This window comes from Rhodococcus sp. IEGM 27 (assembly GCF_033142305.1).
Classification (GTDB): domain Bacteria; phylum Actinomycetota; class Actinomycetes; order Mycobacteriales; family Mycobacteriaceae; genus Rhodococcus_F; species Rhodococcus_F oxybenzonivorans.
The window spans coordinates 888,506-910,794 of record NZ_JAWLSG010000002.1 but is presented as its reverse complement, the minus strand read 5'-3'; the positions used below and the strand labels follow the sequence as shown (position 1 = coordinate 910,794).

General features: G+C 65.9%; 28 protein-coding genes. 10 read left to right on the top strand and 18 right to left on the bottom strand.

The window, feature by feature from the left end; translation table 11 throughout:
* Positions 1-10: 10 nt before the first annotated feature.
* The 11 genes from R4P95_RS10715 to R4P95_RS10665 all read right to left on the bottom strand — a co-directional run bounded on the left by R4P95_RS10715 (position 11) and on the right by R4P95_RS10665 (position 4,901).
* On the bottom strand, positions 11-160 hold the full coding sequence (locus tag R4P95_RS10715; RefSeq protein WP_201453577.1) for a hypothetical protein: 150 nt from the start codon (positions 158-160) through the stop codon (positions 11-13).
* 27 nt (positions 161-187) lie between these two features.
* Positions 188-442, bottom strand: coding sequence for a hypothetical protein (locus R4P95_RS10710; protein ID WP_213572107.1), 255 nt, complete (start codon positions 440-442; stop codon positions 188-190).
* Positions 439-897, bottom strand: coding sequence for a phage holin family protein (locus R4P95_RS10705; RefSeq protein ID WP_317744874.1), 459 nt, complete (start codon positions 895-897; stop codon positions 439-441). Before R4P95_RS10705 ends, R4P95_RS10710 begins: the two co-directional genes overlap by 4 nt.
* 79 nt (positions 898-976) lie before the next feature.
* On the bottom strand, positions 977-1,219 hold the full coding sequence (locus R4P95_RS10700; protein ID WP_213572105.1) for a DUF3072 domain-containing protein: 243 nt from the start codon (positions 1,217-1,219) through the stop codon (positions 977-979).
* Positions 1,220-1,375: 156 nt separating this feature from the next.
* Positions 1,376-1,879, bottom strand: coding sequence for a DUF6328 family protein (locus tag R4P95_RS10695; RefSeq protein ID WP_317744876.1), 504 nt, complete (start codon positions 1,877-1,879; stop codon positions 1,376-1,378).
* A 35-nt stretch (positions 1,880-1,914) separates the two neighbouring features.
* Positions 1,915-2,631 (bottom strand): metallophosphoesterase, encoded by a 717-nt coding sequence (locus tag R4P95_RS10690; protein WP_317745120.1) that lies wholly within the window; start codon positions 2,629-2,631, stop codon positions 1,915-1,917.
* The gene (locus tag R4P95_RS10685; protein WP_317744877.1) at positions 2,628-2,888 is read right to left on the bottom strand and encodes a BON domain-containing protein; all 261 of its coding nucleotides are present in this window, start codon (positions 2,886-2,888) and stop codon (positions 2,628-2,630) included. Before R4P95_RS10685 ends, R4P95_RS10690 begins: the two co-directional genes overlap by 4 nt.
* Positions 2,885-3,541, bottom strand: coding sequence for a nucleotidyltransferase (locus tag R4P95_RS10680; protein WP_317744879.1), 657 nt, complete (start codon positions 3,539-3,541; stop codon positions 2,885-2,887). Before R4P95_RS10680 ends, R4P95_RS10685 begins: the two co-directional genes overlap by 4 nt.
* Before the next feature lie 250 nt (positions 3,542-3,791).
* Entirely contained in the window at positions 3,792-4,067 is a 276-nt protein-coding gene (locus tag R4P95_RS10675; protein ID WP_109329916.1) for a GlsB/YeaQ/YmgE family stress response membrane protein, read from the bottom strand.
* Positions 4,068-4,173: 106 nt separating this feature from the next.
* Positions 4,174-4,713 carry a Dps family protein gene (locus tag R4P95_RS10670; RefSeq protein ID WP_159922372.1) on the bottom strand — a complete coding sequence of 180 codons (540 nt, stop codon included), beginning with the start codon at positions 4,711-4,713 and terminating at the stop codon, positions 4,174-4,176.
* A gap of 65 nt (positions 4,714-4,778) precedes the next feature.
* A complete protein-coding gene (locus tag R4P95_RS10665; RefSeq protein WP_257792479.1) occupies positions 4,779-4,901 on the bottom strand; it encodes a hypothetical protein in 123 nt (40 codons plus the stop codon).
* Positions 4,902-5,356: 455 nt separating this feature from the next.
* Here R4P95_RS10665 and R4P95_RS10660 point away from each other — a divergent pair, with 455 nt between their 5' ends.
* From R4P95_RS10660 to R4P95_RS10645, 4 genes are all read left to right on the top strand, one after another.
* Entirely contained in the window at positions 5,357-5,602 is a 246-nt protein-coding gene (locus R4P95_RS10660) for a cold-shock protein (RefSeq protein ID WP_397517632.1), read from the top strand.
* Positions 5,603-5,762: 160 nt separating this feature from the next.
* Positions 5,763-6,560, top strand: a complete 798-nt coding sequence (locus R4P95_RS10655) for an SDR family oxidoreductase (RefSeq protein WP_213577998.1) — start codon at positions 5,763-5,765, stop codon at positions 6,558-6,560.
* A 122-nt stretch (positions 6,561-6,682) separates the two neighbouring features.
* The gene (locus tag R4P95_RS10650) at positions 6,683-7,165 is read left to right on the top strand and encodes an adenosine-specific kinase (RefSeq protein ID WP_213572103.1); all 483 of its coding nucleotides are present in this window, start codon (positions 6,683-6,685) and stop codon (positions 7,163-7,165) included.
* A 169-nt stretch (positions 7,166-7,334) separates the two neighbouring features.
* Complete coding sequence (locus R4P95_RS10645) at positions 7,335-8,171, top strand: formate/nitrite transporter family protein (protein ID WP_213572102.1); 837 nt, start codon at positions 7,335-7,337, stop codon at positions 8,169-8,171.
* Positions 8,172-8,189: 18 nt separating this feature from the next.
* Here the strand turns inward: R4P95_RS10645 and R4P95_RS10640 are convergent, their stop codons facing one another.
* The 7 genes from R4P95_RS10640 to R4P95_RS10610 all read right to left on the bottom strand — a co-directional run bounded on the left by R4P95_RS10640 (position 8,190) and on the right by R4P95_RS10610 (position 17,627).
* A complete protein-coding gene (locus R4P95_RS10640) occupies positions 8,190-9,092 on the bottom strand; it encodes a DNA ligase (protein WP_317744883.1) in 903 nt (300 codons plus the stop codon).
* A gap of 123 nt (positions 9,093-9,215) precedes the next feature.
* Positions 9,216-9,845: an antibiotic biosynthesis monooxygenase gene (locus R4P95_RS10635; RefSeq protein WP_159922382.1), complete on the bottom strand. Its 630-nt coding sequence runs from the start codon at positions 9,843-9,845 to the stop codon at positions 9,216-9,218.
* Between the two features lie 161 nt (positions 9,846-10,006).
* Positions 10,007-11,236, bottom strand: a complete 1,230-nt coding sequence (locus R4P95_RS10630; protein ID WP_317744885.1) for an NAD(P)/FAD-dependent oxidoreductase — start codon at positions 11,234-11,236, stop codon at positions 10,007-10,009.
* Between the two features lie 112 nt (positions 11,237-11,348).
* Positions 11,349-11,816 (bottom strand): SRPBCC family protein, encoded by a 468-nt coding sequence (locus R4P95_RS10625; RefSeq protein ID WP_317744887.1) that lies wholly within the window; start codon positions 11,814-11,816, stop codon positions 11,349-11,351.
* A 79-nt stretch (positions 11,817-11,895) separates the two neighbouring features.
* Positions 11,896-13,476: an FUSC family protein gene (locus R4P95_RS10620; protein WP_317745122.1), complete on the bottom strand. Its 1,581-nt coding sequence runs from the start codon at positions 13,474-13,476 to the stop codon at positions 11,896-11,898.
* A 190-nt stretch (positions 13,477-13,666) separates the two neighbouring features.
* Positions 13,667-16,204, bottom strand: a complete 2,538-nt coding sequence (locus tag R4P95_RS10615) for a polynucleotide kinase-phosphatase (protein WP_317744890.1) — start codon at positions 16,202-16,204, stop codon at positions 13,667-13,669.
* Positions 16,197-17,627, bottom strand: a complete 1,431-nt coding sequence (locus R4P95_RS10610) for a 3' terminal RNA ribose 2'-O-methyltransferase Hen1 (RefSeq protein WP_317744892.1) — start codon at positions 17,625-17,627, stop codon at positions 16,197-16,199. Before R4P95_RS10610 ends, R4P95_RS10615 begins: the two co-directional genes overlap by 8 nt.
* 192 nt (positions 17,628-17,819) lie before the next feature.
* Here R4P95_RS10610 and R4P95_RS10605 point away from each other — a divergent pair, with 192 nt between their 5' ends.
* From R4P95_RS10605 to R4P95_RS10580, 6 genes are all read left to right on the top strand, one after another.
* A complete protein-coding gene (locus tag R4P95_RS10605; protein WP_317744893.1) occupies positions 17,820-19,007 on the top strand; it encodes a serine hydrolase domain-containing protein in 1,188 nt (395 codons plus the stop codon).
* A 74-nt stretch (positions 19,008-19,081) separates the two neighbouring features.
* A complete protein-coding gene (locus R4P95_RS10600) occupies positions 19,082-19,660 on the top strand; it encodes a putative immunity protein (RefSeq protein WP_213572096.1) in 579 nt (192 codons plus the stop codon).
* 139 nt (positions 19,661-19,799) lie between these two features.
* Positions 19,800-20,342, top strand: a complete 543-nt coding sequence (locus R4P95_RS10595; protein WP_159922394.1) for a hypothetical protein — start codon at positions 19,800-19,802, stop codon at positions 20,340-20,342.
* Between the two features lie 111 nt (positions 20,343-20,453).
* Positions 20,454-20,915, top strand: a complete 462-nt coding sequence (locus tag R4P95_RS10590; RefSeq protein WP_317744895.1) for a hypothetical protein — start codon at positions 20,454-20,456, stop codon at positions 20,913-20,915.
* A 121-nt stretch (positions 20,916-21,036) separates the two neighbouring features.
* A complete protein-coding gene (locus tag R4P95_RS10585; RefSeq protein WP_317744896.1) occupies positions 21,037-21,372 on the top strand; it encodes a hypothetical protein in 336 nt (111 codons plus the stop codon).
* Between the two features lie 277 nt (positions 21,373-21,649).
* Positions 21,650-22,231, top strand: coding sequence for an AAA family ATPase (locus R4P95_RS10580; protein WP_317745123.1), 582 nt, complete (start codon positions 21,650-21,652; stop codon positions 22,229-22,231).
* Positions 22,232-22,289: the final 58 nt, after the last annotated feature.

Below are 22,289 nucleotides of genomic sequence, written 5' to 3'. Positions count from 1 at the left end.
CGCGCCCGGCTCATTCGTCGGGGTCATCGGATCCCGCCGATTCCTCGGCCAACTCGGGCGCGTTCTCCCGGGTAGCCATGCCACCGTCCTTGCCCTGATCTGCAGGACCGGGCCGGCCACCCTTGGGAGTGTCCCGGTCGTCGTTCGTGTCCTTCTGCATCTGAAATACGCTCCTAGGGTGGAGATCTCAGTGGGCGTTCCGTCGCCGCCGCCGCACCACCAGCAGCACGAGGAGGAGGGAAGCGACGACGCCGACCGCCGCCGCGCGTTGCGGTTGCTGCTTCAGCGTCTCGATGTCGTGGCGCGCGTGCGCCTTGGCCCGCGAGCCGATATCGATCTTCTTGTGCAAAGCATCGACGGTGGCCGCCAGGTCCGCCCGCTGCTGCTCGACCGGGGGGCTCGGCGTGGTGACCTCGCCGTTCGGCTGCTGCGCCTCGGTCATCGGAAGCCCTCCTTGACGGTGTCGACATCCGCCCGGACGCTGCGGGTGGTCTGCTCCGGAACGGGAGGCAACGCGTTCTTGGCGCGACGACGGCCGATGGCTGCGGTGATCGAACCCGCGATGATCAGCACGGCGGCCACGATCAGGGCTGCGAGCCACGGTTCGAGGGCTGTGGAGAGCCCGAGCACTGCTGTGGCAACGAGCGTCGCCAAGCCGAACAGCAGCAGCAGAAGGCCCGCTCCCGACACTCCGACGCCGATACCGACACGCGTGCCTTTCTCCTTGACCTCCGTCAGGGCGTGACTCACTTCGGTGCGAACGAGTTGCGACACCTGCTCGGTGAGCCGCTCGACGAGCTGCACGGTCGACAGATCGTCGACGTTGTCCGAACGGCCCGCCGGGGTGGAACCGGGCGGCCCGGTCTGATGCGCATCACTGCGATGAATGTCCGTCATGTCACTGCTCCTTTCGTACTCGAACGCCTACCCGGCTGCCGACAGCACGAAACGCCGAGGCCAGCGCGCGTCAGCGGTCTCACGTGTCCGAGGAGTCCTCGCCGCGGGCGCCTCGCCCCGATCGTCGCTGCATGTCGTCGATCAGTTTCGATGCGGTGACCTTGGTCAGGTCGTCGGGAACGGTCTCACCCAACTCCTGGGCGAGAGTGTGCAGGTAGGACCGTTGTGGCCCGGTCATCGGTTCGTCTCCGGTGATCCAGTCGTCCGGATCCTTCTCGGGGGTCGGCGACGGATCCGGTCCGGAGGATTGAGAGTCGGCCATGCCATTCCTGTCTGCTCGTTCGGTTCGGGATTCGTGACCCGAGGATGTGGCATCCGAACGATTGCCCGCCGGCCCACATTCCGAAACGGCCGTATCTGCCGGAGGGGTGAATTAGGTACGCGGTCGACGTGGGCTGAGGGAGCCCGGGCGCCGCGCTCACTTGCGGTGTCGTCCCTGCAGTATGCGGGCGAACAACCACAGTCCGAGAAACAGGGCCACGGCCACGGCGGCGGCGACGACTCCGACGACGGGTGAGACGACAAAGCTGAAGATGAGCAGCACCACACCGATGAGCGCCATCGCCAGCGTGGTGATCCCGCAGATCGCCAGCCGGTGCGCCACGGCAACCAGGTCGTACAGGGCGTGCAGGCGGAACAGCATCCGATGAATACCTACCGGGGCGACCAGCAGCATGGTCGACGTCACCGAGAGGGCGACGGTGACGAGGTAGATGAGAACCTCGGCGTCCGTGAGCTGCTCGAACCTCTCCTGGAAGGGCAGCGTGAGAAGAAACCCGGTGAGCAGTTGGACCCCGGTCTGTACGACGCGTAGCTCCTGGAGCAGACCGTTCCAGTTCCGGTCCAGTCGTTGCGTCTCGGTCTCATGGCGGGCGCGGAAATTCCAGTCCGCGTCATCGCGCTCCAATCGGCCACTGTCCATCCGTCATCACTACTCTCTCGGCGTACCGAATTCGTTCATTCCGTGTGAATTCCGTACACCGCGTAAGCGGAGTGAATCACGGGTTGCGCAACATTGCGCACGCGAACGCCGCCAGGGGTGGTGCCGCGTTCGCGTCCCGCGTGAGCATGGCCGTGCACGGCGAGGTCGACACCGAACTCGTCGATCGGTTCGCCGAGGAGATACGACCCGAGGAAGGGATAGATCTCGGGGGGCTCACCGTGCAAGGTGTCGGAGATCGGCGAGTAGTGGGTGAGGGCAACCCGGATGTCGGTCTCGAGGGTCGACAGGGCACGGCGCAGCTCCGCCGCGACCTCCACGGTATGACCGGCGAAGTCCTTCATTTGCCGCTCCCCGAAGGCGCTCGCGCATTTGCCCGCGAACCCGCCACCGAACCCTTTGATTCCCGCTACGCCGAGGGTCTGACCATCCACCGCAACGGTGGCAGTGGTTCCTTCGAGAACGGTGATGTCCCGGCTTTCGAGGAGTGCGGTGATCTCATCGGCGGCATCGCAGTGGTGATCGTGGTTTCCGAGAACCGCGATCACCGGAACGCCGAGATTCCGGAATTCGTCGGCGACCACCGAAGCTTCTTCGACGGTGCCGTGGCGGGTCAGGTCACCCGCGAGCAACAGCACATCGGCGTGTTCGTGGAGTTTGTCGAGTGCGGGACGAAGCAGACCGCGCGCGTCCTCGGCGAGGTGCACGTCACCGACAGCTGCAATGCGCATCAGTCGAGTTCCTCTCGGCCTGCCGGTTCACGACTGTCCACGACCTGGACATCGTTGCGCACCGACATGGTGGGAAGATGCTCGCGCACAACGACTTCCAGATCGTCCCTGCGGTGGGCGCAGCTCACTTCTCCGCTCAGGTAGACCTGGTTCGCGCGCACCGAAATTCGCACGCCGAGTTCGGACGTGCGTGGGTCCTCCGCGAGCGCGCGCCGTAGATGCGCGACAAGGTACTGGGGCGGCTGCTCTTCCGGATTCATGCGCTCTCCTCGGTTGCCGGCGGCGAGTGATGGCCACTGCCCGTGCCGTCGGAGATGTGAAGGTCGCCGAGTAGGGCTAGAAATGCCCGCGCGTAGGGTGATTCGCCGGCGCTGAGCTCTACCTCCTGCCAATCGACCTGCTCGCGCAGATCTCGGGCGATACGCAGCAGCGGGACGAAGTCGCATCGGTGCGCGTCCAGCACGAGGAGTTTGTCGACCATGAGGTCGGTAGCACTGATCACCAGCGCCGCGGTGGGGCCGACCCGCATCCACGTCGCGCGTTCGAAGAGCTCGTCGGTGACGGGCTGGTAGTTGGGCCGGAAAACCAGATCGACCAGCACTTCACCGTCGTAGACCTTGACGAGCCAGTCCTCGGGCGGAACCACCCGGGTCATCCCGGCGGCTTCGAGCGCGCGCAGTGCGGACTCCGCGTCCTCTTCTTTCAGGAAGATGTCGACATCGTGATCGGACGGCGGTCCACCGCGCGCGTAGACGGCGCAGCCGCCGGCGACCGCGAACCGGATACCCGTGTCGTTCAGCGTGCTCACCACCCTGGTGAGCGTCTGGAGAAGTTCCGTCTCGTCCATGTCGAATCTGGTCGCTTTCTGCCCGGGCAGCCTCCGATGCGGGAGATCGGCGTGCGTGCTGTTCACACCTCCTGTCCGCTACGGGTGCCCCGACTCGCGCCGCGCGAAACGTGGCGGTGTGGGCGTCCCCGCAACGGGTACGACGGGACTTTTGACATCCGGCGGGAACGGGTGGAGGCGGTTGCCTCGCGGCTGCTCGACCGCGGTGTCCTCCGGATCCGCTGCGAGGAGTACGCCGAGACCAACGGGTCCCACTCGGTGACCAAAAGGGCCTGCCCATCCTCTCGGATGGGCAGGCCCTCTACTTCGGTTGCGGTCAGCGGCGGGCGGCGGTGCGTCCGGTGACCAGCTTGACGAGGAACAGGAGAATCACGGCCCCGAGGAGGCAGGTGAAGAAGCTGAACCAGAGACCGCCCCCTTCGACGTCCACATTGAGCAGTTTGAGGAGGAAACCACCGAGCAGTCCGCCGATGATGCCGACGACGATGTTGAGGAGGATGCCCATCTGAGCATCGGTCTTCATGATCTTGCTGCCGATCCAGCCGGCGAGTCCGCCGATGATGATCCAGCCGATAATTCCCAGTCCTAGCACGGAAGTGTCCTTTCGGAAGCGAGCGATCCCGGTACGGCCGGGATCACTCGGTCAGGTGACGCTCGAATAGGTGATGCGTGTTCGGGTCGGACAGAAATGCCGACGATCAACGAGCCTGCGCCGCGGCCTGCTTCTCCGAGTGTGCGCCTTCGTTGGCGAGTGACCCACCCGAATTTTCGAGATGAGCGCGAACGAACCACTGGAACTTCTCGAGTTCGGCGGTCTGCCCGATCAACAGGTCCTCGGTGATGGGGTCGATATCGCCGAATTCTTCGATGGCCTTGCGATTGTCCTCGATAACGCCGGTGTAGACGAGATCGAGCGCGGCTAGGTGCGCCTGGGCGGTGTCGCGGCCGACCGAGTAGTCGTCCCACGTACGGTCCCGCCCGATGGCCGCGGGTGTGCCGTCCGGTGACTTGCCCAGGGCGGCAATACGCTCGGCGGCCGCATCCGCGTATCCGCGGACCAATTCGACCTGCGGGTCGATCATCTCGTGGACGCCGATGAAGTTCGGCCCCACCACGTTCCAATGGATGTGCTTGAGCGTCAGGTGCAGATCGTTGTAGGCGCTGAGCCGTTTCTGCAGGGTGTCGGCGACTTGCGAACCCTGCTCCGCGGACAGGCCTGGCACGGTGAATTTCGACATTCTCGATCCTCTCGTTCGCTACTGCCGTGTACCGGCAACGGTGTCGGTTGCGCGGGGGCCGTCGTTCAGGACGACGAGTCGGCGGTCTCGGTGGCGGTGTGCTCGAACATCCACTCGAGCCGGTTCTTCAACTCTTCCGTCGACAACGTCCAACTGCCGGCCCGGGTCGATCCCGCGGGTGTGGTCACCGCGTACCCCCCGGCCGCAGCCGCGAACCAGGTATGTGAACCCGCCCACCGCAAGAACTGTGCTCCATCACGCCCGTCGTCCTTCCCGATTTCTGGAACTTCTTGTCGAAAGAACCGGGGTTCTTCCGTGTTCCCTTCAGATTCGAACGATACGACCGTACAACAAAATCTATATCTGTCAAAACAGATCTTGTGTGGGCGCGCATGCGAATGTCTTCTTATTGCGACGACAGGTGGTGGCCGGCCCAAAGATTTCGATTCGGCATCCTCCGCGCGCAAATGGCGCCCGTCCCGCGTTTCGAGACCCTATCTTCGGGGGAATCGACAGCGACACGGTCGTGTCCGGTGTTCGGAGGAGGCGCAATGCTCAACGTAACTCTGCTGGTGGGGCTGCTCGGATCGAGTCTGTGGGTGGCGGCCGCGCTCCACGGCATGGCCGACCGGAGGTCGGTGCGATGAGCACCGGAGATACGCTGGCACGTTCGACGGATCGGGGCCTGCGCACCGGGACCGTGCGATGGTTCAACGCGGATCAGGGGTTCGGATTCATCGCCCCCGACGACGGATCCGAGGATGTGTTCGTGCACATCTCCGAAATCGCCGGAGACGGCCACCGCTGCCTCACCGAGGGGCAAACCGTGAGGTTCGAGGTGTGCCGGACGGCGACGGGCGACCAGGCGCGCAACGTGCGGATCCGCTGAGGGGCCGGTTCGCGACAACGGGGTGCGGTCCGGGTTCGGGTTCACACCACCCCGGCGGGGTAACCGGCGAGGTGACGACACAGCCGAACTCGACCCTTCGGAGGTAACAGTGAGCGAACGTGCCCCGCACACCATCGACTACCCCGGCCACACCGCCGAGATGGCCGACCAGCCGCAGGACGAGATGCGCGCCTACCGCGGCAGAGATCTGCTTGCGGGCAAGAAGGCCCTGATCACCGGGGGCGACTCGGGCATCGGCCGGGCAGTCGCCGTCGCCTTCGCGAAAGAGGGCGCCGACGTGGCCATCGCCTATCTCGAGGAGAGCGACGACGCCGGCCACACCGCAGAACTGGTCGCGGCCGAGGGTCGGAAGTGCCGCGTCTTCCCCGGTGACCTGGCCGACCCTCACCATTGCCGTGACATCGTCGAACGCACGGTGTCCGAGTTGGGCGGACTCGACGTCGTCGTGAACAACGTGGCATACCAAGAGCCCGTCGATGACTTCCTCGACCTGTCCGACGACCAATGGCGCCGCACGTTTTCCGTCAATATCGACAGCTTTTTCCACGTGACCAAGGCCGCTGTCCCACACCTGGCCCCCGGCTCGGCCATCATCAACACCGGTTCGGTGAACGGGCTGCGTGGCAACAAGTCGCTGATCGACTACTCCGCCACCAAGGGTGCGGTGAACGCACTGACGTACTCGTTGGCGCAGGCACTGCTCGAGCGGGGAATCCGCGTCAACTGTGTCGCCCCGGGCCCGGTCTGGACACCGCTGATTCCTGCCACCATGGACGAGGAGAAGGTGGCGGACTTCGGCAAACAGGCCCCCTACGGGCGAGCCGCGCAACCGGACGAGATCGCCCCCTCGTACGTGTTCTTCGCTGCGGGTCTGCTGTCGTCGTACTACAGCGGGGAGGTTCTCGCACCGCTCGGCGGCGAGACCATGCCCGGTTGAACCACCCTGGCCGGCGAGTCACCGGTGTGCCCTCGCGGCACAGGCGTTGTACCCGTCGCCGGAGCGGCGCACACTGAGATCGATGCCGGCTTGCGCGGCCGCAGGCAATGGAGGAGACGATCGTGGAGTTGCATACCGTGGCGATCGACAAGCCTGACGACATGAATGTGATCGTCGGGCAGGCCCATTTCATCAAGACGGTCGAAGATCTGCACGAAGCACTGGCTGGAGTAAGTCCGCACCTGCGGTTCGGGGTGGCGTTCTGCGAGGCGTCGGGTCCCCGCCTCGTGCGCTGTTCGGGCAACGACGACCGTCTCGTCGAGTTGGCCACGCGCAACGCGATCGCGGTCGGTGCGGGCCACTCCTTCTTCGTGTTCGTGGAGGAGGGTTATCCGGTCAATGTGCTGAACACGCTGAAGCAGGTGCCCGAGGTGTGCGGCATCTTCTGCGCTACGGCCAATCGGGTCGAGATCATCGTGGCCGAGACGGAACTCGGAAGGGGCATCGCCGGAGTGATCGACGGGTTCACACCTGCCGGCGTCGAGACGAGTGCCGATGTCGCCGACCGTCAGGCTCTGCTCAGGACCATCGGGTACAAGCTCTGAGCGTCGACTAGCGTTGGACTGGCTGTTCATCACACAGGTGGCGGGATGGTCGTGAGCGGTTCGTTACCGGCCGGACAATCGGCGGGTTCAGATAGTTAACGCGTCGTTTCTACTGTCGCTCGAAATGCCGAAGCATCCGGTTCGGCACCGTCCCACAAGGAGAGCCACGTTGTCCTACGTCAAGCCATCCGACTTGGTCACGGCGATGATCGATGCCGGTGCGTCCAAGGTGTTGATGTCCACACGCGACACCGTGATTCGCGCCTATATGGGAGGCGCGATACTCGCCCTCGGTGCGGTCTTCGCCGTCACGGTCGGCGTGCAGACCGGCCAACCGCTCATCGGTGCGCTGCTCTTCCCTGCCGGTTTCTGCATGCTGTACCTCCTCGGCTACGACCTCCTCACCGGTGTCTTCGTGCTCGCCCCGATGGCCTGGCTCGACAAGCGGCCCGGGATAACCGGTGTCGGGGTGCTCCGGAACTGGGGACTGGTGTTCCTCGGCAACTTCCTCGGCGCGTTCACCGTCGCCGTGATGATGGCGATCGTCTTCACCTATGGATTCGCAACCGAGCCCAACCAGATCGGTGAGGCCATCGGCCATCTCGGCGAATCGCGCACACTGGGTTACGCCGAGTACGGTGCCTCGGGCATGCTGACCCTGTTCATACGCGGCGTCCTGTGCAACTGGATGGTGTCGACGGGGGTTGCCGGGGCAATGATCGCCACCGACATCCCCGGCAAGGTCATCGCAATGTGGATGCCCATCATGCTGTTCTTCGCAATGGCATTCGAACATTCCGTCGTCAATATGTTCCTGTTTCCCTCGGGTCTGCTGCTCGGCGGCGACTTCACCCTCCTCGACTACCTGATCTGGAACGAAATCCCCACCGTGCTCGGCAACCTGGTCGGCGGATTGATCTTCACCGGCCTTGCCCTGTACCTGGCGCATCGGCGCACCGCACCCACACCCGTTGTCGCCCGCGACGCAGAGCTCGAGACACTCTGATCGCTGTGGGGCGCGGGTCTACGGCAATTTCTCGATGGTCACCCAACTGGGGTCTATGCCCGCTCGGAAACCCTTCCACGATGGGCGGTGGAGCCGCCGGTTCAGGGTGAACTCGCGGTACTCGACGGTGCCGACGAGGATCGGTTCGACCCAGCGGGCATGGCGGGCAAGCTCATCGGGGACCTGGTTGTCGAACGGACTGGTGGGGCGTTCGAATGGTCGGAGCAGCGCAAGCGTCCGCCGCCGGTCGGCTTCACTGAAGCCGGAGCCGACCTCCCCGACGAACACCAAGCCGACCCCATCTCGGTGGGCACCGACGATCAGCGACCGCAGCCCACCGCGGCCGGTCGCCTCCCACCCGCCGACGATCACCTCTGCGCTGTCGAGGAGCGGGGTCTTCACCCAGTCCGGTGAGCGCCGTCCAGGGAGATACGGGGAGGTCACCCTTTTCCCGACGAGCCCGTCGAAACCGTGCTCGTCGGCCACCTCGAGCATTGCCTCGCCCTCAACGTCGACCCAGTACGGGGCCACATGCACGACCTCGCTTTCGAGACCGGCGTCGGCCAGGAGCTGGCGGCGCTCGAGGTAGGGCCAGCGCAGGGTCGGCGCCCCCCGGTGCGCCATCAAATCGAAGACGCAATATGCCGGCCCAGTCGCGGCAGCGACGATCTCGCCGTCGATTACTACGCCACGGCCTGCGTCTATGTCGGAGAGTCCGACGGCGATCTGCGAGTACTCGGCGGTGATGTCGGCACAGTTGCGGCTGAACAGATTCACGGAGTCTGCGGTGACCGTGGCGACGGCGCGGATGCCGTCGTACTTCATCTCCACCGCCCAGTCGTCCCCGCCCGGGGGAGGGCCGAGCGTCGCCAACATCGGTTTTACCGGGCGCAGAGGCAGTGCGGGCCGATGGATTGCCACCCTCCCGATTCTGCCCCCGTACTCAGCCGACCGCAGTGCCCCCGGCGCGCGAAAGCGGGGCGAAGAGATGGATGGGCACACCGCCGCATACCGAGCGGTGTGCCTTCTCGACCATCCGACAAGTCACGCCATCTCGGGGACGTGCAGGTGGGCGATGGCGAGCTCGAACTCGCACGTGTCGAGCACCTCGGCGTTCGCCTCACGGGCTGTTTCGTCGCGGATGCTGTCGACGCGTTCCCTGTTGCGTTCCATCGCTTCGGCGCTGTCGAATGTCAGCGACGACACCCCGCGACCTGCGGCGTGATCGAGCATCAGGCTGGCGCTGCAGAAGCCGTCGAGTTCCTCCATCTTGGGTAGTGCGGCCATTTTCCACATGTCGACGCCGCGGTCCATGTGGGCCGGCTCGGTCTTGATCCACGTGACGCGGCAACAGGCCCCGCGCTCCGAATGGTGGTCGCGATGCATGACCGCGATGTCCCACCGCGACACCTCGGTGGTGCCGTGGAAAATTTCGGCGGCGGTGTCACGCAGATTCTGCACCGGTCCCTCGCTGGCGCGTAGAGATTCCTCGTCCCGCCACGAGCTGGTCGCGATGCAACGGCCCGAATCACGATCGACGAGAAGGGACATACCGAGACAGCCCTCGATGTCCGCCAGTGCGGGCATCACGGTGTCCCGAAAGTGCTTGATCCCGGCGTCGATGTATGACGGGTGCGAATGAATTGTGGTTGAGCGTGCGAACACGATCGGCACCTTTCTCCTCAGGGCGGCGCCGACACGGCGTCGCCGGTCATTCCCCGTGTTTCACACTGCTCTTCCAATCGGCTGGAGGCAATGGGCGGCTCCGCGGCCCGTGCGCCATTACTGGTTGTCCCAGCTACCAGGAAGGCGCACGGGCGCGGAGCGCCTCTGCCTCATTGGCCGGGGTCGGGGCGCGCCTGCAGCACCGGCGCGGCGGCCGCGAGCAGCGCGTTGCGGTCACGGTTCAACGGGGGATAGATCCGTTGGGTGTTGATGGTGACCTTGGTGGCTTTGGCCTGCGCGCCGTACGCCACCACCTGGCGATCCCATCCCTCGGTGTACACCGCGCCCGCCGGTCCCAGGTCGAGAACCGTCGCGTACCAAGGTATTCGGAGCGGCATCATCGGCTCTCCGAGTAGATCACCGATCACGTTGTAGCCCGCGTAGCGGCCCATCGGACGCCCGTGCTGGCACGACATCACCGACAGGTGGTCGTCGTCCACCCACGCCGCGGCGACGTCACCGGCAGCGAATACTCCGGGTGAGCCGAGAACTCGCAGATAGTCGTCGACCGGCAGGCGACCCAGCCGGTCGCGGTCTCCGGGAAGCTGGGCGGTCAGCGGATTTGCCCGCATGCCCGCGCACCAGACGACGGTACCCGCGGCCAGCACCTCTCCGGACGAGAGCGTCACGCCGCGCTCGTCGACGGCGGCGACGCCGACCCCGGTCATCGTTTCGACCCCGTTCTCGGACAGCGCCGCTTCGATCACCGGTCGCGCCGACGCCCCCATGTCGGAACCGACGTAGGGGTTGTGGTCGATAAGCACCACCCGCGGGTCGAGGTTGCGTCCGGCACACATTGTCGTGAGCATCCCGGGCAGTTCGGACGCCGTTTCGATGCCCGTGAGACCGGCGCCGACCACCACCACGGTCGCCGCACTCACGTCCGCTCCGCCGTCGGACAGCGCCGCCAGATGGCGCTGCAGCTTCAGTGCGCCGTCGTAGGTGTCCACGTCGAAGCCGAATTCCCGCAAACCGGGAATATCGGGCTTCGCCACCCGACTGCCCAGTGCGATGACCAAGCGGTCATATTCCTGCGTGGCGCCCTGCCCTCCACTATCCGCGACGGTGACAGTGCGAGCCGCGGTGTCGATCGCCGTCACCTCGGCTGTGATGTGCCCGACGTCAACCGGGTCGAGCAGGTCGCTCAGCGGAATGCGGCACGCGCTCAGGTCTGCCTCGTAGTTGCGGACCCGGATGTCGTGAAATGGCAGCTTGCTGATCAACGTGACATCGACGGTGCCGGTCACGTCGAGTTCCTCGAGTCGCCGCGCCGCCCCCAGCGCGGCCCATAAACCGGCGAATCCCGAACCGAGGACGAGGACGCGGCCTGAATCAGTCACCCCGATATCGTGTCAGGTCCTGGCCGGGGCGACCGTTGAATCGCATCACGCGTGATCATGGGTCCTGTCGGCCGTCGGCCACGCCGGAGGCCCCGTGCAGCATGAGGGGCGATCAGTGGGCCCGTTCCTCGGCGGCGTCGGCGATGTCGTCGAGATCGCGCCGGATCGCCTTCGTGGTGGCCTTCAGGGCGAAGGAGCCGAAAATTCTCATCATGAATCGCGAGAACGCGCCGAGGTCGTTCGCTTCTGCGGAGAAGTGGAAGGTCAGGGTGGTGCTGTCACCGGCAGGGGACAGGGTGAACACGGTCGTATAGTTTGCCCCGTGGGAGGCAGCCTTCACCACGGTGCGCTTCTCCGGGTCGATCTCCGCTACCCACATCTCTTCGGTCGACGACTTGCCGAACAACACCCGGGTTTCCCGCCACCGGGTGCCGACTTCGTAATTCGTCGAGTCGAGCCGTTCGAGCTTCTCCACCCCGCTCAGCACCGACTCCGCGTTGTCCAGGTCGGTGAGGACCGCCCAGACCGCGCTTACGGGCGCATCGATCGTTCGACTCAACTGGATTTCCGAAACTGACATGAGTGTTCCGTTTCTTCGAGCAATCGTCGAATGTTCCCGGGCAACGGTAGGCGATCATTCGCCCTTCGGCGGCGACCGGCTACATGCTGGGCCCGAGGTGCCAGGCGAGGGTGCGGTAGCCGAGTTCGTGGAGGTGGTGATGTTCGGGCCACAGGGTGCGGGTCCAGGCCGGGTCGGTGTGGGCTGCGGTGATCGCGGCGGTGGTGGAAGCGTGCAGGTCGAACTCGAGGTCGTGGCAGAGTTCGGCGACGGCAACCGGGTCACGGGTGTCGGCGATCCGCCCGATCGTGTGGGCAACTTGTTCGTCCGCCTCGCGCAGAATCCGCCGGTGCGAACGCGGAAGCACGATCCACAGCACGACAAGCGCGACCGCCACGCCGAGAAGGGTTTCGAGGAGCCGATCCCGGGTGACGACACCGAGGTCCATCTGCGTCCCCAGACTCCCGACGATCAGGGCGAGCGGGGTGATGAACACCATCGCCACGCCGTAGTTGCGGACCAGGAAAGCTTCCGTCCCCGCCATCAGGAGAGCCACGACGAGTACCAGCGCGGCGGCCGTCAGGTCGAGTGTCGCGAGCACCGCCAACAGACCGAGACCGAGCACGGTGCCGAAGAAGCGGTGAAGGCCGCGGTACGTTCCCAGCACGCGATCCGGTCCCTGGTGAAGGATCATCGCCGCGGTGATCACCGCCCAATCGGGCCGTCCGACATCGAGACTCAGCGCCAGGAGACCGGCGGCGGGGCACGCCACCAGCAGCCGAGCGACGATGGTCCAGGACCGGCCCCGCGGATGAGCCGCCCGCCCGAGCCGGTAACGAATCGACGGCCTGGGCAGCGGCACCTGCGGTCGCAGATCGTCGGTGTCCGAGGCGTGGTCCACGTTGCGACCGTCCACCATGGCCGCACACCGCAAGTGAGCGGCATGCAGGGTGCGGGTCAGCGGGTGATCGCGACCGACGAGTGCGGCGTCGTGCAGACACTGCCACGCGGCGTGCAGCGCCCGCACCGCGTCCCGGCGTGAAGTCGGTGAGGAACTGTCGGAGTGCGCGGCAGCAACTGCGGCGACCGCTCCCGCGACCGCGGCCCGCTCGGGGGTGCGTCGACGCACCACGACACCGGACATCGAGACGAGCAACGCCGATGCCGCTCCCGAAGCCGTCCAGGCCAGCACCTCCGTCGTCGACACACCGAGAGCGGGCAGCGACGACGCGATCTCCACGGTCAGCAGGGGAAGGAAGGCGCCGGGGGCTCCGAGTCGCAGGCCGTCGACGACGAACGCGCAGACGGCGACGACGAGGGTCATCGTGAGGACCAGCACCGTTGCCCACAGCGCGGAATTCCCCAGTGCGGAGTTCCCCACGGCCGCCGCCGCGTGGACCGATGCGCCGACTGCGGCGCCCACACCCGCCAGGAACACCAGTGCAGCGGCGGCGATCGACACCACCCGCCACCGCACTCGGTACGCCCGGCCCTCGCCGTAGACGACGGCGAACGCGCCCAGCGTGGCCGTCGCTGCGACCGCAGAGTGTCCGAGCGCAATCCCGGCGAGGGCGGGCAACGCCGCCGCCGCCCCTGCGCGCACCACACCCGGCCACCGCCGGCCCTGGCCGGCAACCCCGAGGAGTAACGACCGTGCCGGGGCCGGCGCAGGAATCTGCACATTGTGTTCCCGCGACGCGGTTCCCTGGTTCTGCGCTCCTACCGACACGACGACACAGAATACGAGCGACCGAGTGCGTCGAGGTAGTCGATGAGTTGTTTCTCACCCGCGGTAGGTCCGATGCCCATGGCCAACCACCGGGTGGGAGGACGGATGGTCGACACGCCGACCGGACGATGCGACCCTCCGACTACAACCGGGGGTCCACGGGCTCGGACTCGAGCGCCAGCACCGCGAACACCGGCTCGTGCACCCGCCATAGCGGGCCGCCTTCCGCCAGCCGGGTCAGCGCCTCGAGCCCGAGCGCGTGCTCACGCAGGGCCATCGATCGTTTGCGGCCCAGAGACCGGTCGCGGAGCACGTCGAGATTGTCGGTGTAGTCGGGACCGTAGATGATCCGCAGGTACTCCTGCCCCCGCACCTTGATGCCCGGCTGAATCCTTCTGCGTGCCAGTTCCGCGGGTGCCTGGCCGACCGGCTTGACCACCATGCCTTCTCCGCCGGCATCGGTCAGTCGTGACCACCAGGCGGTTGCGGCGTCCCGGGACGCATCCGAGGTGAGATCGACGAACACGTGTCGGGTGGCGGCGACGAGAGGATCGTCCAGCATCGCCAACTTGGCGAGGTGCCAGGAGTGTGGTTCGGTGACCGCAGCCGCCCGGCCCTCGTAGGCGAGGATCTGGAACGGGGCCAGCCGCACGCCGTCCAGTCCGGTCACCGGCCAGCAGTATCGGGCATATGCCTTCCGGAACCGATCGGCGTTGACCGCACGGGTTCGGGTGCGGGCCAGCAGCTCGCCGACGTCCAGACCGCGGGCGGCGGCGCGCTCGAGCGCGGCGATCGCGTCCGGCAGCGATGCACCAGCAGCGGCCCCGACCGATGCGTACTGGCTGCGGATCAGCTCTCCCGCCTTCGCCGACCAGGGCAGCAGTTCGCAATCGAGTACCAGCCACGATGACTCCAGGTCGTCCATCAGCGGCCCGCATGCGGCGCGTAGCCGGTCGACCAGTTCACTCATCGTGGTCGCATCGTCGAAGAACGGGCGCCCCGTGCGGGTGTAGACGATGCCCGAGCTGCCGTCGGTGACGCCGAACCGCTTCGCCGCGGTCGCGGCATCGCGGGCCAGCACGGCGATCGCCCGGGAACCCATGTGCTTCTCCTCGCACACGAGCTCGGTGACGCCGTCGGATGCGAACTCGGCGAGGGCCTGCGCCGGATGCTCCAGGTAGCCGTCGAGGTTCGAGGTGGCCGGTGGGGCCATGGTCGGCGGCAGGTACACCAGCCAGCGCGGGTCGACGGCGAATCTGCTCATGATCTCGAGGGCAGCGGCGGTGTTCTCCTCGCGCACCTTGATGCGCCCCTTGGTGTACCGGACGTCGATGTGCCGCGTTCCGCGCACGTCGTCGATGGACAGCTGGCCCGGATCGCGCTGTGCCGGGGGACCCGACCTGGTCGAGCCGGTGGTGAGGGGGCGCACCGGTTCGAACCACACCCGCTCCGCCGGTACGGAAACCATTTCTCTGCTCGGGTAGCGCAGGGCGGTCAGCTTGCCGCCGAAGACGACGCCGGTGTCGAGGCAGAGGGTGTTGTTGCTCCACTCGGCCTCCGGCACCGGGGTGTGGCCGTAGACGACGACGGCGCGGCCGCGATAGTCCTGGGCCCACGGGTAGCGCACCGGCAGTCCGTACTCGTCGGTCTCGCCGGTGGTGTCCCCGTACAAGGCGAACGAGCGCACCCGGGCAGACGCGCGGCCGTGGTATGCCTCCTTCAACCCGGCGTGCGCAACCACCAGATTGCCACCGTCGAGTTCGTAGTGACTGATCAGACCGTCGATGAAGGCGTGGGCGTTCCTGCGGAAGTCGTCGGGTTCCGCGGCGAGCTGATCGAGCGACTGCTGCAGCCCGTGCGAGGTGGCGACCTTCCGGCCGTGCAGCGCCCGGGCGAGCTTCTGTTCGTGGTTGCCCGACACGCACAGGGCGGTTCCGGCCGTCACCATGCCCATCACCAGGCGCAGCACTCCCGGGGTGTCGGGTCCGCGGTCGACCAGGTCGCCGACGAACACCGCGGTTCGGCCCTCGGGGTGCGACGCGCCGCCGCCGTCGGGATCGAGCATCCAGCCGAGCTTGCGCAGCAGGGTCTGAAGTTCGCTCCGGCAGCCGTGTACATCACCGATGATGTCGAACGGTCCGGTCAGCTCACGCTTGTCGGTCCATGCCTTCTCCAATGCCACTGTCGCCGCAGCGATGTCGTCCACTCCGGTCAGCACGTGCACACGCCGGAAACCTTCGCGGCCCATCTTCGGCAACGATCGCCGAAGATCCTTGTGCTGCCTTCGGATCACGTGCGCCCCGAAGTCGCGGTCCGATCGGGCCTGGTTGCGGGTGATTGCGACGTCGTCGGGGACGTCGAGCACGATCGCGTCCACCAGGACGTCGTGAGACTTCGCCAGATCGATCAGCGCCTTGCGCGCTTCACGCTGCACGTTCGTGGCGTCGACGACGGTGAGCAGGCCCCGACGCAGCCGGGTTGCGGCAATGTAGAGCAGCACGTCGAAGGCATCGGACGTTGCCGCCTGGTCGTTCTGGTCGTCGGCGACCAGGCCGCGGCAGAAGTCGGACGACAGCACCTGGGTGGGCGCGAAATGGTGGGCAGCGAACGTAGATTTCCCGCTGCCCGAGACTCCCACGAGCACGACCAGCGACAGTGCCGGCACCGAGATATCAGACATCGGCGCCGCCCACCCGGGTGAAGACCGCCATCTGAGTGGGGGAACCGACGTCGGGGTCGTCGTCACCCACCGGGCGGAAGTCGACGGTGTAACCGAATTCTTCGCCGACATGGGCTGCCCACGAACCGAATTCGGCGCGGGACCACTCGAAGCGATGGTCGGGGTGGCGCATACCCCGAAGGTCGGTGTAACGCACGTTGTACTCGGAGTTCGGCGTCGTCACGATCACGTGCCCGGGCCGTGCCGTGCCGAACACCACCTGTTCGAGTGCGGGCAGCCGTGGCGGGTCGATGTGCTCGACAACCTCCATCAGCACTGCCGCGTCGTAGCCGGCGAACCTTCTGTCGGTGTAGGTGAGCGCCGCCTGGAACAGCTGCAGACGTGTGCGGCGCCGCTCCGGCATCCGATCCAACCGCAAGCGGCGTCCCGCTATCGTCAACGCTCTCGTCGACACGTCCACACCGGCGATCTCGGTATAGCCGGGATCGTCCAGCAGCGCGGAAACGAGTTGACCGGACCCGCATCCGAGGTCGATGACCGTGCGAGCGTCCAGCTCGTCGAGCACTCGAAGGACCGCCTCACGCCGAAGCAGGTTCAGCGGCGGCGGGACCGAGGTGTCCGGCGCGGTCACCGTGTCGTTGTCGGGCTCTTCGTCGACCGGCGGTTCCAGATGCGCCTCCACATCGTCCCCGAGTTCGGCGAGTCGCTCGAAGGCGGCGCGAGTGAGTGCGGACTGGTGCCGCAGATAGCGGCGGGTGATCAGCGTCCTTTCGGGGTGCTCGGTGAGCCAGGATCCGCCCGCCCGGATAAGTTTGTCGACCTCGTCGGAGGCGACCCAATAGTGTTTGGCGTCATCGAGCACGGGAAGCAGCACGTGAAGGTGATTGAGTGCGTCGGCGAGCCGGATGTCACCCCGCATGGTGAGCCGCACGTAATGGGAGTTGCCCCATTCGGGGAAGGCGTCGTCCAGCGGCACGGCGCGGGCCACGACCGTCCATCCCAGCGGGGCGAAAAGTCGCTCGGCCAGCTCCGGTCCACCGCGACAGGGCAATGCGGGCAACGAAATCTCGAGCGGTATCCGGGCGGCAGCGAGCTCGGGTTTCATTGTGCACCGGCCGGCGCGGGCGGTGCGGAATACCTCCGTCAACGCCACCGACAACAGCGAGGAGACAGCGTAGGGCCGATCGTTGACGTACTGGCCGAGCGCATAGTCGGGTGCAGACCTGCCTGACATGCGGGCGAGCCGTACCGAGTCGACATCCAGCAACAGCGCTGCCGTGCAGCGATCCACGGTCGCCTCGGGATAGAACACGCGGGCGACACCGCAGGATTGGGGGAACTCCTGGACCCGATCAGGGTGCTTGTGCAGCAGGTAGCCGAGATCGGTGGCCGGTCGTGCTGTCGTGGAGATCGTCAGAATCACCAGGCACAGTCTGCCGCAGACGAGGTGTTCGCCGCAGCAACATATTCGGCAGGCTTTGATCGCGTACTTCGCGGCGGACTAACACGGTGGCCCGTGATTGACGGCCAGAAACCCTCAGGCCGAGGAAGATTTGTGCCTAGAATCAGGAAGCAGCGAGTCCCGCTCGACCCTGCGCACGAAGGGATCGACCTCATGAGTTCGTCGACTCGCAGCCGGCTGCGTCGAAGCGCGGTTGCCGCGCTCAGCATCGTTCTTGTTTGCGGCGCCGTTTCCTGTGGCTCGGAAGATCGCGGCGGACAGCAGACAACAGAGCACGGTGCGGATGCACTGCACGCGGACGATCCCGACGCCGACAGAATCGTCGACGTAGTTCGCAACAAGCTGGCGGAACTCGATCTCAGCGGTGCCGTCTTCGGTGTGTGGCGCGGTGACGAGGAAATTGTCAGCGGAGCAGTGGGGGAGTCGCCGCTCGGCGTTCCCGCGACGCGTGACATGCAATTGCGAGTCGGCCAGCCGATGGAACCAATGCTGTCGACCGTTCTGTTACAGCTGGGCGAAGCCGGAACGCTGAGCCTGGACGAGCCGATCGCCAAGTGGGTACCCGACTTTCCGCGCGCCGACAAGATCACCCCGCGGATGCTCGCCAACAGCACGACGGGCATTTCGGACTACGTCACCAACCCCGAATTCCTGAAGACCTTCTACGCAAATCCGATCAAAGGCTTCACGTCTCAGGAGATCTTCGCCCTCGCCAATTCCCGCCCACCGCTGTTCGAACCGGGGACCAGTTTTGCCTACGCGCACAGCGATCTGTGCCTGCTGGGAGTGGTACTCGAGCAGGCGACGGGAAAGCCGCTCGGTGATCTGCTGAAGGAACGCATCTTTCAGCCACTCGGGATGAATCAGAGCAGCGTGATGTTGACACCCGAGATCAGTGAACCGATTCTGCACGGCTATACCAACGAACGTGGCGTCTTCGAGGACTCCACGTTCTGGAATCCCACGGCGTTCCTCAACAGCGGCAACATGAACTCGACGGTGGCCGAAGTCGCGCGGTGGGTACGGGCGCTCGGCAACGGCGAGCTCCTCTCCGACACGGCGTTCACGGAGATGATGGCGGACAAGACCGCCGGGCTGGGCCCGCTGACTGCGGACAGGTACTTCGCATTCGGAACCGTTCACCTGGGCAGTTGGCTGCTCATGAACCCGGCTTTCGGGGGCTACAACGGCATCGCCCTCTACGACACGGAGTCGAAGACCACGATCGTCGTCTACGCCACGCTCGGACCGACGGCCAACGCAAACGCCAACAACACCGTGCCGATCGGCAACGACATCGGCGCACTCCTCCTCCCGGACAACCCGCCCAAGGTGCCCTGACCGACCCGGCACCTCCAGCTGGTCACTGCCTTGGTGATGTTGAAGCTCAGGACCCTGTGCGGAAGGGTGACCCCATGGCGGATGACTCCAGCGAGATCGAACTCAGCCGCTCGGAACTTCGCGAGGTCGCCGGCTTTGCAGTGGCGTGCGCGCGACCTGCATTGGCGGTTTTCGAACGTGAACGCCCGCACGATCAGCGCCCACGAGCCGCGATCGACGGTGCAGGGGCGTTCGCGGAGGGAGCCGAGCGGACCACAACTCTCCGCCACAGAGCGTGGGCAGCACATCGGGCTGCTCAGGAGGCCCGCGATGCAGGACAGCCCGCAGCGAGCGACGCTGCCCGCGCGGCCGGCCACGCGGCCGGTGCGGCGTTCCTCCATCCACTCGCCAAAGCCACGCAGATAAAGCACATCCTCGGCTCCGCCGCTCATGCCGCACGAGCGTTCGAACTCTCCGCCGGCGACGATCCCGTCGTCGGAGCCGAATACCTCGCGGGGGCGCAGAGACTTGCGGATCACGTGGTGGTAGAGGTCCTGCGCCGCTACCCGGTGGCCCCGGGTGGGGGAGGACGGGTCGGGGAACTGATCCGTCAGTTGGACGCGTCGCTCCGGTATTCCCCCACGATGGCGGACCTCACGGACACACCGGAGTAGACGGCGGACTCGGGCCGGGACCCCCACGCCAGCTCGCGTCCACTTCGCATCATCTGTAACAAACTCTGTTCCGTCTCCGAAAGTGGAAGGGGGCGGACGACGTCTTCATTCTCGCGGTAACAAAGGAAATGGAGTGCTCATGAGTAACAAGCTGGGACGCCGCGTAGGCGCGGCCGCACTCACTGCGCTCGGGGTGGGAACTGCAGTGGTGGCCGGGGGAGGCGCGGTCGCGAGTGCTCAGCCCGCGCCACCGACATCGACAACGATGACGTGTTCGAGCGCGAATCCTCTTATGTGGGCACCGCCATTCACGTGGACCGTCAACGCCGCCTCCGGGGAGTCGCTTCGACCGGGTGGAACCGCGCTGGAGCCGTCGATTCTGCTCAGCGGCGGCAACGAATTGCCCGCGCCGCCCGGTGGTCTGATCCCCAGCATCGGAGTCAACTGGTACGGCACGAGGGTGTCGGTCGACTGGCACAACACGACGACAGGTGCGACCGGTCACAGCGTCAGCGATGAGGCGGCCTGGCAGCAGAAGCCTGGAATACCGATCAACCGCACCTGGGCGGGAACCGGAACGGTGTCGTTCACCGTCACCGTCCAGACCGGCGCCGGATGGTGGTTCGTCAATCCTCAGAACGCCGTCTGTCGGGGAACCATCTCGGTCGTGCCCGGTAGGTGACCCGGACCCATCCCGTCTGATCGGTAATCGCTAGACGCAGACCTGGCTTGCGTCCGATCCACCCGCCCAGTCACGGTCGGGACCGCTGTTCACGAATGTGTCTGGAGCACCATGTTTCTTCCCGAGTTCCGTCGGTCGATCGCGATCAGTGGACTGGTGCTGGCCGGGATGTTCGCCACCAGCAGCCCTGCTGCGGCGGATCAGACGCAAGACCGATGGGTGTACATCCCGGACACGGTGACCGCCGCGGACGGAGTCGCCTGCGGCGGCCGAATCGGGGGAGTCACCGTCGCGACGGACAGGCTGCCCGGGCTGGTCTACGTTCGGCTCAACGCGACGTTCGTCGGTATGTCGACGACGCCTGGTGTGCTGTGCTCGGTATCCGCAACGCTGCACTGGCGAAACGCGGATACCGGGGCAGCAGGAACGTGGTCCGCCGAGGTGAGTGGAGGCGTGATCGATTTCCCGGCTGAACCGTGGGCACACCTCGAGACCGGATCCGGTCGCGTCGAGGTCACGCTGACCACCGATCGTCCGCATATTCCCAGCGGCACCGACATCAACGTGTACTGAGCGGGTTCCCGAGACCCTTGCCCGCGGGGACGTCGGCACAGCGTGCGCGAGTGTCGTGGTCGGGGTTCTCACGGCGATAAATGCGATGCTCACGCGCGTTGGTTGTTGTTACCGTCGGAACATGCACATTCGCTACCACGTCACCTCGGTCCTGAACCGTGCATCCATTTCGCGACACGGCCTGGACTGGAGCCGAATGGGTGCTGCCCCCGGTATAGCGGGAAGCCGTCGTCCGGAGCAGGAGGGCTGCTTTCTCGCGGCCGACGACTTCGAACGCGACTGGTTCGTGCGGATGAACAACACGGGCGGAGCGGTGGACGTGTGGGAGGTCCGAAGCATCGACGCTGACGACCTGATCCAATCTCCGGAGGGCTACTACTACTTTCCCGGCATCATCGCAGCCTCCGATCTGCGGTTGGTGCAACGAGATCTGCCGCCGGTTCACCACCATTCCTGACTCTTCACTGGGGGCGAATGGGATTGCAGCCCAGACTGACATAGGTGACGATCCCCTCTTGGAGTCCGCAGGTCGTGAAGGCGCCCGTCGCACCTCCGGCATCCCACCACGGGGCGCCGGTCGTCGGATACTCCTTCGGGTCCAGCGGAACCCTCCTGATGGTGGGGTCCGTATGTGGTTGTGCCGGTTCGGCACCGAATTCTGTTAGCCGTGGGTGACGGTAACCTCTCCGTCGAGATACCGTGCCAGTGCTGTCCGTTACGGTGTCCCGGTGCCCATGATCGACCCCCGTCAGAGCCTTGCGCGTCGACCCCGGCGAGTCCTCGTCGCAGGAACCTCCGGCGCCGGCAAGACGACACTTGCCGCGCGCATCGCGACGCTGCTCGGTATCGAACATGTCGAGATCGACGCGCTGTATCACGGATCGAACTGGATACCGCGCGATCAATTCCTCACCGATGTGGAGGAATTCAGCTCGCGACCCCAGTGGGTCACGGAATGGCAGTACGGCAATGTACGCGACCTACTCGCCGATCGTGCGGATCTGCTCGTCTGGCTCGACTTGCCCCGCGCCACCGTGATGCGCCAGGTCACCGCCCGCACCATTCGGCGACGACTACGCCGCGAGGTGCTCTGGAACGGCAACATCGAGCCGCCCCTGCGCCGGTTCCTTCTCGACCGAGATCACATCGTGCGCTGGGCCTGGACCACGCACCACAAGAGCGAACTCAGAATCTCCGCACTTGCGCAGCGACGATCCGACCTCACCATCGTCCGGATCCGCAGCCGCGCCGATGTCGAACACTGGTTCGCAGGACCGCTTGTCGGGACTCTGGCGAGCGACTCGGACGGGAAGTGACCGCTGTAGCCGGCGCCTAGAAGCTTGTGCTGTTCGAAACTTGTTTCATTGGACGATG

Bases quoted from the DNA above. Each gene is read 5' to 3' on its own strand.
- R4P95_RS10715 (WP_201453577.1), bottom strand. From the start codon at position 160: ATGCAGAAGGACACGAACGACGACCGGGACACTCCCAAGGGTGGCCGG.
- R4P95_RS10710 (WP_213572107.1), bottom strand. From the start codon at position 442: ATGACCGAGGCGCAGCAGCCGAACGGCGAGGTCACCACGCCGAGCCCC.
- R4P95_RS10705 (WP_317744874.1), bottom strand. From the start codon at position 897: ATGACGGACATTCATCGCAGTGATGCGCATCAGACCGGGCCGCCCGGT.
- R4P95_RS10700 (WP_213572105.1), bottom strand. From the start codon at position 1,219: ATGGCCGACTCTCAATCCTCCGGACCGGATCCGTCGCCGACCCCCGAG.
- R4P95_RS10695 (WP_317744876.1), bottom strand. From the start codon at position 1,879: ATGGACAGTGGCCGATTGGAGCGCGATGACGCGGACTGGAATTTCCGC.
- R4P95_RS10685 (WP_317744877.1), bottom strand. From the start codon at position 2,888: ATGAATCCGGAAGAGCAGCCGCCCCAGTACCTTGTCGCGCATCTACGG.
- R4P95_RS10670 (WP_159922372.1), bottom strand. From the start codon at position 4,713: ATGTCGAAATTCACCGTGCCAGGCCTGTCCGCGGAGCAGGGTTCGCAA.
- R4P95_RS10660 (WP_397517632.1), top strand. From the start codon at position 5,357: ATGAGCACCGGAGATACGCTGGCACGTTCGACGGATCGGGGCCTGCGC.
- R4P95_RS10655 (WP_213577998.1), top strand. From the start codon at position 5,763: ATGGCCGACCAGCCGCAGGACGAGATGCGCGCCTACCGCGGCAGAGAT.
- R4P95_RS10625 (WP_317744887.1), bottom strand. From the start codon at position 11,816: ATGTCAGTTTCGGAAATCCAGTTGAGTCGAACGATCGATGCGCCCGTA.
- R4P95_RS10615 (WP_317744890.1), bottom strand. From the start codon at position 16,204: ATGTCTGATATCTCGGTGCCGGCACTGTCGCTGGTCGTGCTCGTGGGA.
- R4P95_RS10605 (WP_317744893.1), top strand. From the start codon at position 17,820: ATGAGTTCGTCGACTCGCAGCCGGCTGCGTCGAAGCGCGGTTGCCGCG.
- R4P95_RS10600 (WP_213572096.1), top strand. From the start codon at position 19,082: ATGGCGGATGACTCCAGCGAGATCGAACTCAGCCGCTCGGAACTTCGC.
- R4P95_RS10595 (WP_159922394.1), top strand. From the start codon at position 19,800: ATGAGTAACAAGCTGGGACGCCGCGTAGGCGCGGCCGCACTCACTGCG.
- R4P95_RS10590 (WP_317744895.1), top strand. From the start codon at position 20,454: ATGTTTCTTCCCGAGTTCCGTCGGTCGATCGCGATCAGTGGACTGGTG.
- R4P95_RS10585 (WP_317744896.1), top strand. From the start codon at position 21,037: ATGCACATTCGCTACCACGTCACCTCGGTCCTGAACCGTGCATCCATT.
- R4P95_RS10580 (WP_317745123.1), top strand. From the start codon at position 21,650: ATGATCGACCCCCGTCAGAGCCTTGCGCGTCGACCCCGGCGAGTCCTC.